Here is an 11,992-nt window from a genome sequence, read left to right as displayed (position 1 = left end):
TTGAATTTAATCATTTCATTTTTTAATTTTAATCCCGACCTTGTGTCGGGATTTTTTATTAATAAAGGAAAAAATAAAAACATGCTCAAGATAAATAAAACCGTTGTCCTCGCCTCTGCATCACCAAGAAGATACAACCTTTTAAAACAAATCGGCTTAAGTTTTATCGTTCATCCAAGTGGGGTTGATGAAGACTCATTTCAAACATCTTCACCCGAAGAACATGTTTTGACCCTTTCAAAGAAAAAAGCAATTGAAGTTGCCAAGAACTACCCCGACGCTATCATTATTTCAGCCGACACCATTGTCGTCCTTGATGGAGAAATCATAAGCAAACCTAAAGACCAGGAAGAGGCGAAACTGATGTTAAAAAAGTTATCGGGCAAAACTCACAGAGTTTATACCGGATTTACAATCCTTGATACAAAGACAAATAAAATTTATTCTGACTTTGAAGTCACAGATGTTAAATTTAGGGAAATAGATGAAGATGAAATTGATGAATATGTTGCGACTGGTTCACCACTTGATAAAGCGGGGGCATATGGAATTCAAGATGATTATGGTGCGGTCTTCGTTGAAAGAATTAATGGTTGTTTCTATAATGTCGTTGGATTTCCCCTTACAAAATTTTACCTCGCAATGAAAAGATTTTTATCTGATGATTAAAAATCTTCATCAAAAAGTTATCATATCTGTTTTAGTTTGCACTTTGGTTTTTGCTTTTCTCGCAATTTACGCTGACCTTGAAAAACTTGTTTTAAGTTTAAAAAATTTCAAATGGATTTTCTTAATACCTGTTCTAACTCTTTCCCTGCTGAATTATATCTTCCGCTTTTTCCGCTGGGAATTTTACCTGAGAAAACTTGGAATAAAAATCTCAACAACAAAAAGTTTCCTTATCTTCATCAGTGGTCTTACAATGTCAATTACACCCGGAAAATTTGGGGAAACCTTAAAATCTTATCTGCTAAAAATAACCGATAATGTTCAGATCTCACGCTCTTCGCCAATAGTCTTTGTTGAAAGGTTAACTGATTTTATCGCCCTTGTAATTCTTGCATTGTACGGCTCATTCTATTTTAACTACGGCAAGGAAATCACCGCCGGCGTCGGATTTATAATCATTGGAGGAATTTTTATAATCAGCAAAAAGGGAAATTTTTATCTTGTATTTGAAAGGATTAGAAAAATAATCGGGGATAAATTTGCAACAAAAATTAACACCGCTTACAATAGCACAGTTGAATTAATTGACTTAAGGGTTTTAATCCCCTCGGTTTTTATTTCAACCGTATCATGGTTTTTTTGAATGCCTTGGCTTTTACATTGTGATTCGTTCGTATTCAATTGATCTCTCGCTTAACCTTGCAACTTTTATTTATTCTTTCTCTACACTTGCTGGCGCAATCTCAATGCTACCTGGCGGTCTTGGATTTACGGAGGGAAGCATGAGCGGGCTTTTAATCTTTAATAAAATTCCGAAAAATACCGCAGTTGCGATAACAATAATAATCAGATTTGCAACTCTATGGTTTGCTGTTGCTCTTGGTCTGATAGCGCTTTACATTTTTCAGAAAAAAATTGTAAACTTTAAAAAATGATTGAAAGAATAAAGGAAAGCATAAAATACATCAAAGCAAAAACAAATGACCTCCGTCCTCAGATAGCCATAATCCTTGGTTCCGGGCTTGGCGACCTTGCAGAAGAATTTGAAAATAAAATGAAAATTAAAACAAGCGATATACCAAACTATCCACTTCCAACAGTTGAAGGACATGCCGGGAATCTTGTATTTGGAAGATTATATGATATAAATCTTCTTGGATTTCAAGGAAGAATTCACTTCTATGAATCGGGGAAAATTGAAAATGTCATTTATCCAGTGCTTGTGGCGCATGAACTCGGTGTTAAAATCTTAATTGTCACAAATGCAGCTGGGGGATTGAATAAAAATTTTAAACCTGGCGATTTAATGATAATTGCAGATCATATAAACTTCATGTTTCTAAATCCACTTAAAATTTTCTCGCCAAATGTAAATAGATTCAACAAGCCAGCCTATGATGAAAAACTCCGAAAAATAGCAATTCAAACAGGAATTGAGCTTGGACTACCCGTCCGTGAAGGGATTTACTGTGGCGTTCGTGGTCCAAATTATGAAACACCATCCGAAGTTCAAATGCTTAGGAAAATCGGTTCTGATGCGGTCGGAATGTCAACTGTTCCAGAAGTTATAACTGCAAATTATCTCGGAATGAGGGTTCTCGGAATATCATGCATCACGAATTACGCTGCTGGAATAAGCTCAGCGAAGCTCTCACATGAAGAGGTTACAGAAGTTGCGCAAAGGGTTAAAAACGAATTTTCACTTTTAATTAAAGAAACGATCAAAAAAATAAAACAAAGCGAGCTTTAAGATATGAAATTTCTCTTCGCGCTGTTAATTTCTATTCTCGTCTTGGGTTGCGGAGGAAATACAAAACAAAAAATAAATGATGAACATCAAGGCGAAAAAATAGAACTATCCGGTAAATGGCTTTTCAGAATCGGCGATGACAAAAAATGGAGCGATGTAAAAATTGACGAGTTCGGCTGGGTTGAAATTTTCGTTCCATCTCAATGGGAAAAACAAGGCTATGAATTTGACGGCATCGCATGGTATAGAAAACATGTTAAAATACCATCAACATTTAAAACTAAAAAAATTTACCTCTATCTTGGCAAAATTGACGATAATGATAAGGTTTACTTCAATGGCGAACTAATCGGTATAACAAACGGATGGACGCAAGAGAGAATTTACTTTATACCAAATGATCTTATAAACTATGACGGAGATAATGTTATAGCTGTAAGAGTTGAAGACCATGGGCTCGGCGGTGGAATTTATGAAGGACCAATTCTAATTGTATCCCGTGATGAACTATGGTATATGAAAAACGAAAAGAAAAAATTCGCAAGCCAAGAAAATTATAATGCGATCTTTTTAACAATTAAAATCATGGACTCGCTCCTGACAATGGGGAAAATATCTCCATACCTTTCATTTCTAAGTTTAAGATTTAGAGAAAACGAAAAAACATACACACTATGGAAGAGAGATTTAAATCAGATAAGCAACTTTTTAACCGAAAATAGATACTCAATTGATTATGTTGACTTTAAAGTTTACCACTCACCTGAAAACGATAGCATCCTCGTTGCGGACTATGTTCGCCTGATAAAGGATACAACCGGAGCTGTAAAATTCAGCGATGAACAGGTAAGATATTTTAAATTTGAAAATGGCTCCCTGCTTGAAATTGGGAACAGAAGTAGATTTTTTAGAGCAAACTTTTTCTCAAGATGGCTTCAGGAAGAGAGATATTTTTATGTTTATCTTCCACCAAGTTATGACACTGATATAAGTAAAAGATACCCTGTCTTGTATCTTTTACATGGATATGGCGGAAGTGATGAATCATGGAAATATGACAAGATAAATTCCATCGTTGATAGCTTAATCAATATCGGCAAAATTGTTGAGATGATAATCGTCATGCCAGATGCAGACACATCTTTTTATGCCAACTCAAAAAACAGGAAAAGAATGTATGAGCAATATATTGTTGAAGATTTAATAAATTATGTTGATGCAACTTTTAGAACTATCCCAAGCCGCGAGACCCGAGCTATTGATGGTGTATCAATGGGCGGATTTGGAGCGATGCTGCTTGGGCTTAAATACTTTGATAAGTTCACCTCAATTGGAAGCATGATGGGGGCACTTGAAATTCCATTTGAGAAGGTTAAAGATAGAAAGTATATACACGAGGGTGATTCAATCTACTGGAGATCAATTCAACCGACATCAATCGCACAGGAATTAACGCGAGATCACTTTGACAGTTTAAACATATTTTTCTATGTTGGGGATAAGGACTGGCTTAAAGATGGAAACTTAAAAATGCACGAGATACTAAAAAGCAAAGGGATAAAACACGAATTTAAAATTTACCCTGGGGAACACAACCGCGATTTTTGGTTTTCTCATTTTACAGAAAATCTAATTTTCCATTCAAATAACTTTTACAAAAGCAAATATGTAAGAATTAAAGAAAGCTTAAAATCACAATGAAAAAAATTTATTTGATTTTTCTTCTCCTCATTTCAACGCTTTCAGCTCAGGATTTTAAACTTAAATTAAACTTTGCAGGCGAATGGCTTTTTAAAACAGGGGATGATTTAAAATGGCTTGATCCCAACTTTGATGACTCCCAATGGATAAAAATAAAAGTCCCAGCAACATTTGAAAGTCAAGGCTTTGAAAACTACGATGGTTTCGCTTGGTATAGATTACATTTTGATCTTCCCCCCAATCTTCTAAAAGAAGAGATAATTCTTTTACTTGGCAGCATAGATGATGCCGATGAAACATATTTAAATGGAGTTAAGGTTGGAGAAACAGGCAAGTTTCCCCCTGAACGAAGAACCGAATGGACAACGCTTCGTGCATATCAATTACCAAAAGGATTGTTAAAAGAAAAAAATAATGTCCTTGCAGTTAGAGTTTGTGATTTCGGTTTTGATGGCGGAATTTTTAAAGGTCCTGTTGGTTTGATTTTGAAAAAAGATTTTGATATAAAGGTGAAAGAAAATAATAAACCACACCGATCTGCAAAAGCTCTCGTCTCAACTAATGGATTCACAGCCATAGTTTATAACACTGAAAAACATCAAATCACATCAATGTACGAACACATTTACAAAGTCATATCATCAGGAATTTACACAAGAAATTTTATAAATAGCGCAAACTTTATCGTTGAACTTGACGGTAAAGAATATGACTTATCAAAGATTTCCGAAGATGAGATTGGCTATATAAATGGAACAAACATAATTTTCGCAAGTTATAGAAAACTTGGCATCCAAACCTTCTATTTCGCCCCGTTTCAAATTGATGCACCTGTTTTAGTTGCGATTTGCAAAATCAACAAAAAATACAAACAAAGCAAAATCTATTTTAAAGCGAACACAATTCAAGGCGAAATAACATCGGAAGATAAGTTAGACGATGTAATGGATATTCAAAATTTACAGATCAAAAAAGTTGTTAAATCCAAAACAGTTAAGCGAAGCGATGGAACAGGTGGTGAAGTTGAAAAAAGAATTTTCATCGCCATCGCATCATCAAGAACAAGGGAAGAAATAGAGAGATTTTCAAATTTGACAGAAAATGACCAAATAATTGAAGATGAAATAAAATTTTGGGAAAACTTTATTAAACAAGCACATTTTAACCTCAAATTGACAAAAAAAGAAGCTGAACTTTTCAGACAATCACTTGCAATTATAAAGATGGCACAATGTCGGGAAAAAGGCACCTCCTATGGACAAATCCTTGCTTCACTCCCACCAGGTGAGTGGACTTACTGTTGGGTTAGAGATGGAGCCTATGCCATAAATGCCTTAATTGAATTAGGATATTTTGATGAAGCAAAATCAGCTCTTGAATTTATGCTTAAAGCAAGGACAGGATTTTATAAAAAATTTATATACAAAGATGGAAAAGATTATGGAGTTAAAAGAGACTATAAAATCACCGTTTGCAAGTATTATGGAGATGGGGTTGAAGAATCAGACCATAATGAAAATGGACCCAACATTGAACTTGATGGGTTTGGACTTTTCCTGTGGACATTCGGAAACTATGTTGAAAAAAGCGGAGATCTTGAATTTGCGATAACATACTGGGATACACTGACGACAAAAATAGCAGATGTGTTAATATCTTCAATTGATAAACTTGGGGTAATACGGGCTGAATCAGGTCCTTGGGAAAGACATCTTCCGGGGAAACATTATGCCTATACCACAATAACAGCAATCAAAGGTTTAAAGTCAATCGCTAAAATTGCTGAACTTTTGAAAGATAAAACAGCTGAAAAATTCTATAATTCCTTCGCCGATTCAATTTTAAAATCTTTTTTAAAAAATTTTGTTGATGAAAATAAGGCGATAAAAGGAACAATTGAAGCAAAGAGCGATAACGATTTTGAATATTTTGACGCAAGCGTGGTTGAAGCGATAAATTTTAACTTAATCCCTGCAGATGATGAAATTGCGAAAAAAACAATAGAAGCGATAAAAAATAATCTAAAAATTAAAAATAGATTTGGTTTCTTCAGGGTTAACAACGGTGATTGGTATGACAGACAAGAGTGGATTTTCATTGATTTGAGGATTTCGGTGGCAATGAAAAAAGCTGGTTTTAAAAAAGATTCAGAACAAATTCTCAACTGGGTAACTTCGCAATCAAATTTAAATTACAATCTGATAGCAGAACTCTACGACGAGTGGAACTCTGATTATCAAGGGCAATATCCCATGGTCGGTTTTGGGGCTGGAGCGTATATTCTTGCTCTTCTTGAAATAAAAAAAATGAGTTTAAATGAAACCAGACCATGATACAATAAGGCAAATTCCACTTTTTTCCGAGCTTTCAACCGATGAACTCCGCAAATTCACGCAAATATCCCAACCGAAAAAATTTTCCAAAAAAGAGATCATCTTTTCTGAAGGAGCACCTTATCTGGGTTTTTATATTCTTCTAAAAGGTGCAGTGAGAATTTTTAAACTAACCCCAGATGGGAGAGATATAACCATACAAATAGTTGAACCATTTAATCTTGTTGGAGAAATCCCACTATTTGATGGGAAAACATACGACTCAAGCTGTGAAGCCATTGAGGATTCAACCCTGCTTTTTATACCCAAAGAAAGATTTCTTCAATTATTTGTAAAAAATCCAAAAATCTCCCTAAAAATTCTTCAAGGTTTTGCTAAAAGATTAAAAGAATTAACACAACAAATAGAGAAATTGACATCAAAAGATGTCCCACAACGACTCGCAACCTATCTGATTGAAGAATACGAAAAACAATGCCATGGCAAAGAAGGAAATGAGATAATATTAAACATTTCAAGATCAATGCTTGCATCATACCTTGGGACGGTTATTGAGACGCTTTCAAGAGCTTTGAGAAAACTCCAAGATGATGGGTTGATTGAGGTCAAGGGGAAAAAAATTGTAATTTTAAACTTGGAAAAATTGAAAAATCTTGCCCTATCAAAATAATTTCAAAACCAAAACCGGAGCCAAACTATGCTTAAAAAAATCCTGATCCTATTCATTCCATTATATATCTCACTTTCACAAAACTTAATTGTGCTGAATAAATCAGACAACACAGCAATGATTTTTGACCTTAAAAAAGATAAATTACTTATTCAAATTCCCACAGGTGAAGGACCACATGAAGTTGCGATCTCACCAAACAAAAGATTTGCAGCTATAACAAATTATGGAACACGCGAAAATCCTGGAAATTCAATCACAGTTTTAAATCTTGAAAAATTAACACTTGAAAAAACGATAAACCTTGGCGATTTCCGTAGACCCCATGGCATTGAATGGATTGATAATGAAAAACTGATCATCACAGTTGAAGCAAACAAATCAATTATCATCGTTGATGTCAAAAATGGGGAAATTATCGGCGCTGTTAGAACCGACCAAGAAATTTCACATATGCTTGTTCTCTCACTTGACAAAACAAAATGTTTTGTGGCAAACATTGGCTCTGGCTCTATAAGCGCGATTGATTTGAATGAGATGAACCTTATCAAAAATATACAAACTGGCAGAGGTAGCGAAGGAATTGATATTACTCCCGATGGAAACGAAATTTGGGTCACGAACAGAGCCGAGGACAGCATTGCAGTCGTTGATGTAAAAACACTTGAGATGAAAACAAAATTTAAAGTTGATGGCTTCCCGATTCGGGTTAAATTTTCAAAAGATGGAAAGTATGCAATTATATCATGTGCAAGGAGTGGCGAAATTGCCGTAATTGACGCGAAAAATAAAGAAACGATAAAAAGAATAAAAACTGCAGAAAAGGTGGATGTTGAAAAAACGGGAAGATTGTTCGGCTCCGTTTTCGGCGATAGCCCTGTCCCAATTGGGATAAGTATTGATGATAAAAACTTAATTTATGTTGCAAACTCAAATGCTGATATCGTAAGCGTAATTGACATCAAAAATGGAAAAGTTATAAAAACAATTAAAACTGGCAAAGAACCTGATGGTATTGGAATATGGTAATTTGCTTTTTATCTTTTAACTCTATATCTTGCACTTGACCTGCTCACCCACTTGAATGAAGGTTAACTGAAATCTTTCCACGGGTGAAAGGGTTTAAAAACTTTTTAAACAAACTTTGGAGATTTACAATGCGTAAAATTTCTATCTTAGCTGCCCTGCTTTTTTCATTTATCGCTTTTTCAAATTCACAATCAGTTCGCGATGGAAAATGGTGGCAGGGGCTTGATAAAAATGCAAAAATATATTTTGTCGCTGGATTCTGGAATGGTGTGACCTGGGGAGATGATGTGTTAAAAGATGCGCTCAACAACCTCAAAAAGAATGGAATCATAAATCAAAACACTGCAGATGCGGTCTTCCAGAAATGGACCGCCTACACAGATATCGGCTCAACAACAGTTGGAGAAATAGTTGATAGAATTGATAATCTTTACTCAGATTCACAAAATCAACCAATCATAGTAAGTGATATAATGACCATCGTCGTCTTAAACATTCAAGGATTATCACTGTCAAATGATATAATGCAACAACTGTTACAAACTTACAGAAAAAGATAGAGTAAATTTCATCTTATATCAAATCTCAAAGGCAGCGGACAAGCGTTTGAAAAAGTCGCAACCATAACGAACTCCCCAAACTCAGCTGCCTTTTTGTAAGCATCCTGAAGCGCTTTAAAAACTTGCTCATCCTCACCGTAAACAAGCGTGCTCATTGAACCAACATGCGTTTCAAGACCATATGACTTAAAAATTTCAATCACGCTGTTAATTGGCTCTATTATATCCATCTGCCTCAATGGGTATAAACTTATCTGAACTGCAACAGCCACTGTTAATTGTCCTGTTTCTTTTTACCTGAAAAAAATGTCAAATAAACCCCAAGACCTAATAATAACCCATAAAGCGTTGAAAGATATGGATTACTTGTGATTGGGCAGGTTCCAACCTTACAACCGATGAAATAATAATAACCATAACCTGCAATAGCCCCTACTCCAAGAAAAATAAATTTAAGTTTATTCACTTTGATCATCTCGTTTTTCTTTTAGACCGAGGACTTCGTTTAACTCATCAATTATTTTCTCCATCTCGTTTTCCTTTCCTTTATCCTTTATCGCTTGCTCAAGTGTTCCCCATATCGGTTCACCACAAACAATGCACTTAATTCCCTTTTTCATTAAGAAACCAACTGATTCAGGAAATTCTGTAACAAGATCCTCAATTGTTATGTCTTTTGTAATTTTTTTCATTTTTCCACCTCAAATTGTTTCTTCCATTCAATAATTCCACCAGAAAGATTATAGACGAACTTAAATCCATTTTTAACAAGTATCTCGCTTGCTCTTCTACTTCTCGCCCCACTTCTACAATAAACAATGATTTCAAAATTTTTATACTTTTTCAGTTCATCCAACCGTTTTTCAAGTTCTTGAACTGGGATATTTAACGCATTTTTAATGCGCTCCTCGGAAAACTCTTCCTTTGTACGAACATCAAGAAGTAAAACATTTTTTGCCTTTTGAATTTTCTCCCTTGCCTCAATAGGAGTTATATCTATGTAAGTGCTTGTCTGATTTTGACTAACTCTTGCAGTGCAACTTACAAAATAAAGCAACAGTGAAAAAAGTAGAAAAACTTTAAAGCGTGTTTTCACTTTTTAAGGCAAATTATTTTATAATGTGATTGATTAATATCACCCTGCTCAACAATTGAAAAATCAAGTTTATCAAGGATCTTAACAAGATCCACTTGTGATATCCTTTCTTCATACGGCGGTCCCGCTTCCTCAAACTGCTTTTTCCACTCAAGAATAACAACCTTCCCTTTATCTTTCGTTATTCTTTTGACCTCGTTTAAAAACCTCTCAATATCCCTATTTTCGTGCACAACAAACGCAAGAAGTGTAAAATCGCTTATTTCATCCGTGATCGGAAATTTATAATCATTCTCCGCAAGCAATACAATCACATTGTCAGGTAAATTGTTCTGTTTTAATCTATTTAACATCTCCTCTTGAACATCAATCGCATAGACTTTTCCAGAATTGCCGACAATTTTTGACGCTGGGATTGTAAAATAACCACTTCCACAGCCAACATCAGCCATCGTCATCCCTTTTTTTAATCCGCACTCAATCAAAATTTCTTCCGGTGGAAGAATTTTCCTCCTTTCGTCATTGTGAAGTCGGTGTGCATTTTCTGGGTTGAACTTATGCATAAATTCAGTTATTTAATTTTAATCTTAACGCTTACGGCACCTCTGAAATCTCCAGCGTGATAACCCACAGCTTTATCATTCGGATATTTTTCCCTCAAAAATTCTTTTATCTCCTTCTTCAAAACCTCCTCTGTTCCATGACAATTTAAACACATAGGTTGAACAATTAACGGTTTAAAATATCTCAAATATCTTTCCCCATCTTCATCAACAATTTCGTAAAATTCCTGTGGTAGTTCATTTTGTTTGTTAAGTTCATCAAGTTTCCTCAAAACTTTAACCTCATAATCATCTGGCTTGTCAAGTTCGTTTCTGTATTTCTCACTTATCCGCCTCACATAAACCTGATATTTTTCCCGATGTGCTTTTATTATCTCCTGCGCAAGATTTGAACATGCTTTAATTGCACCTGTATAACCACCTTTGGCAAGTTCATTAAAAAGAACTGCTTTCACAGAATCAACAAGCTCATTTGAAATCTCCCTTGCAAGTTCAACCGCTTTTTTAGTTTTTTCATCCGATTGAAACAAAAGAGAGAAAGCAAAAATGAAAATTAGAAATGTTTTATTCACCCTTTACCACCTCCGTTTCAGGCTGAATTATTTTGTAAGAATAATTTACCTGTGCACCTGATTTTTTAAGCATCGCGGAAACAGAGCAGTATTTAGATTGTGAAAGCTCAATTGCATGTTCAACATCTTTTGGATTTATTTCTTTGCCATAGATTATGTATTCAATGTCAATTTTTGTATAAACTTTAGGATGTTCTTCTGCCCTTTCCCCGCTGATTTTCATCTCAAATTTATCAAATTTAACCCTTTTCTTCCTCAAAATGCTCACAACATCCATTCCAGTGCAACCACCAAGGGCAATTAAAACAAGTTCCATTGGTCTTGTCCCGGCGTCGCTTCCACCAACTGTTTCTGCACCATCCATCACAACCCAATGATTTGATTCCCCCTTCCCAATGAAGGTCATTCCATCTACAAATTTAACTTCAACCTTCGGCATTTTCACCCTCCTTATTTTTTAAAATTTATTATAAGCAAGCAAAAAACCAAGTAATGCAAAATATATTGTGCTTATCCTCGGGTTACACAAAAGCGGACACATACCACCAAGTTTTGCAAAATATCTACCTATGAAAAATCCCAAAACTCCACCGATAAGTCCACCAATTATTCCCGAAACCATTCCAAAACTCAGAATTTATTTTGCCCAGATATAATAATACCAGATGTTTTGATTCAATTCCTTCTCAATATATTCACAATTTTCACAACGCCAGACTTCGTTATCTCCGCAACATTTCCTGATAAATATCATCTCGTTTCCACAATTTGGACACTTCTTAACATCAACTTCAATGCTTTGAAAACTCAAATGAACCGATTTTGTCATTTCATTTCTCATTTAAGAGCATAATTATATCTCTTTCAAAAACTTCCTTTGGACGATAACCCACATACTTTGCCCTTATATTACCCTTTTTATCAATCACAAATGTAGTCGGTATCCCACGAATCCCACCGTAATCTTGCGTGACTTTATAATTCCCAATTAAAATTGTATAATTAATCCCGAACTCTTTCATAAATGGCAAAACATCTTTAACTCCGCC

The 11,992-nt window shown here is 35.0% G+C and carries 19 protein-coding genes; 9 read left to right on the top strand and 10 right to left on the bottom strand.

Annotation, left to right across the window (positions count from 1 at the left end; all coding sequences use genetic code 11):
• The 9 genes from AT685_RS05295 to AT685_RS05255 form a co-directional block, all read left to right on the top strand.
• Positions 1-669: Maf family protein (locus AT685_RS05295; protein ID WP_320409075.1), on the top strand; the 669-nt coding region annotated here is incomplete at its 5' end.
• Complete coding sequence (locus tag AT685_RS05290) at positions 662-1,312, top strand: lysylphosphatidylglycerol synthase transmembrane domain-containing protein (RefSeq protein ID WP_072151834.1); 651 nt, start codon at positions 662-664, stop codon at positions 1,310-1,312. The genes AT685_RS05295 and AT685_RS05290, both read left to right, overlap by 8 nt.
• Before the next feature lie 19 nt (positions 1,313-1,331).
• Positions 1,332-1,604 carry a flippase-like domain-containing protein gene (locus tag AT685_RS08675; protein ID WP_072151833.1) on the top strand — a complete coding sequence of 91 codons (273 nt, stop codon included), beginning with the start codon at positions 1,332-1,334 and terminating at the stop codon, positions 1,602-1,604.
• Complete coding sequence (locus AT685_RS05280) at positions 1,601-2,419, top strand: purine-nucleoside phosphorylase (protein ID WP_072151832.1); 819 nt, start codon at positions 1,601-1,603, stop codon at positions 2,417-2,419. The genes AT685_RS08675 and AT685_RS05280 overlap by 4 nt, the downstream gene beginning before the upstream one ends.
• 3 nt (positions 2,420-2,422) lie before the next feature.
• Positions 2,423-4,120, top strand: coding sequence for an alpha/beta hydrolase (locus tag AT685_RS05275; protein ID WP_072213122.1), 1,698 nt, complete (start codon positions 2,423-2,425; stop codon positions 4,118-4,120).
• The gene (locus AT685_RS05270) at positions 4,117-6,453 is read left to right on the top strand and encodes a glycoside hydrolase family 15 protein (protein ID WP_072151830.1); all 2,337 of its coding nucleotides are present in this window, start codon (positions 4,117-4,119) and stop codon (positions 6,451-6,453) included. Before AT685_RS05275 ends, AT685_RS05270 begins: the two co-directional genes overlap by 4 nt.
• On the top strand, positions 6,437-7,123 hold the full coding sequence (locus AT685_RS05265) for a Crp/Fnr family transcriptional regulator (RefSeq protein WP_072151829.1): 687 nt from the start codon (positions 6,437-6,439) through the stop codon (positions 7,121-7,123). Before AT685_RS05270 ends, AT685_RS05265 begins: the two co-directional genes overlap by 17 nt.
• A gap of 27 nt (positions 7,124-7,150) precedes the next feature.
• Positions 7,151-8,152, top strand: a complete 1,002-nt coding sequence (locus AT685_RS05260) for a YncE family protein (protein WP_072151828.1) — start codon at positions 7,151-7,153, stop codon at positions 8,150-8,152.
• Positions 8,153-8,280: 128 nt separating this feature from the next.
• Positions 8,281-8,712: a hypothetical protein gene (locus AT685_RS05255; protein WP_072150273.1), complete on the top strand. Its 432-nt coding sequence runs from the start codon at positions 8,281-8,283 to the stop codon at positions 8,710-8,712.
• Positions 8,713-8,720: 8 nt separating this feature from the next.
• Here AT685_RS05255 and AT685_RS05250 read toward each other — a convergent pair whose 3' ends face one another.
• The 10 genes from AT685_RS05250 to AT685_RS05210 form a co-directional block, all read right to left on the bottom strand.
• The gene (locus AT685_RS05250) at positions 8,721-8,984 is read right to left on the bottom strand and encodes a YkoF family thiamine/hydroxymethylpyrimidine-binding protein (protein ID WP_072150272.1); all 264 of its coding nucleotides are present in this window, start codon (positions 8,982-8,984) and stop codon (positions 8,721-8,723) included.
• Positions 8,985-8,986: 2 nt separating this feature from the next.
• Positions 8,987-9,178, bottom strand: coding sequence for a DUF6132 family protein (locus tag AT685_RS05245; RefSeq protein ID WP_420021845.1), 192 nt, complete (start codon positions 9,176-9,178; stop codon positions 8,987-8,989).
• The gene (locus AT685_RS05240; RefSeq protein WP_072151826.1) at positions 9,171-9,404 is read right to left on the bottom strand and encodes a DUF1858 domain-containing protein; all 234 of its coding nucleotides are present in this window, start codon (positions 9,402-9,404) and stop codon (positions 9,171-9,173) included. Before AT685_RS05240 ends, AT685_RS05245 begins: the two co-directional genes overlap by 8 nt.
• Positions 9,401-9,808: a rhodanese-like domain-containing protein gene (locus tag AT685_RS05235; protein ID WP_234696252.1), complete on the bottom strand. Its 408-nt coding sequence runs from the start codon at positions 9,806-9,808 to the stop codon at positions 9,401-9,403. Before AT685_RS05235 ends, AT685_RS05240 begins: the two co-directional genes overlap by 4 nt.
• Entirely contained in the window at positions 9,805-10,371 is a 567-nt protein-coding gene (locus AT685_RS05230; protein ID WP_072151824.1) for a class I SAM-dependent methyltransferase, read from the bottom strand. The genes AT685_RS05235 and AT685_RS05230 overlap by 4 nt, the downstream gene beginning before the upstream one ends.
• Positions 10,372-10,379: 8 nt before the next feature.
• Complete coding sequence (locus AT685_RS05225; protein WP_072151823.1) at positions 10,380-10,943, bottom strand: Tll0287-like domain-containing protein; 564 nt, start codon at positions 10,941-10,943, stop codon at positions 10,380-10,382.
• On the bottom strand, positions 10,936-11,382 hold the full coding sequence (locus AT685_RS05220) for an OsmC family protein (protein ID WP_072151822.1): 447 nt from the start codon (positions 11,380-11,382) through the stop codon (positions 10,936-10,938). Before AT685_RS05220 ends, AT685_RS05225 begins: the two co-directional genes overlap by 8 nt.
• 18 nt (positions 11,383-11,400) lie before the next feature.
• Complete coding sequence (locus tag AT685_RS08415; protein WP_159420485.1) at positions 11,401-11,565, bottom strand: hypothetical protein; 165 nt, start codon at positions 11,563-11,565, stop codon at positions 11,401-11,403.
• A 15-nt stretch (positions 11,566-11,580) separates the two neighbouring features.
• Positions 11,581-11,784, bottom strand: a complete 204-nt coding sequence (locus AT685_RS05215; RefSeq protein ID WP_072151821.1) for a hypothetical protein — start codon at positions 11,782-11,784, stop codon at positions 11,581-11,583.
• The coding region (locus tag AT685_RS05210) for a TlpA family protein disulfide reductase (RefSeq protein WP_143713134.1) at positions 11,774-11,992 on the bottom strand (219 nt) is incomplete at its 5' end. The genes AT685_RS05210 and AT685_RS05215, both read right to left, overlap by 11 nt.

This window comes from Candidatus Kryptobacter tengchongensis (assembly GCF_001458555.1).
GTDB lineage: Bacteria > Bacteroidota > Ignavibacteria > Kryptoniales > Kryptoniaceae > Kryptonium > Kryptonium tengchongense.
Note: the sequence above shows the minus strand (reverse complement) of the source record. Positions and strands in the feature narration are given on the sequence as shown.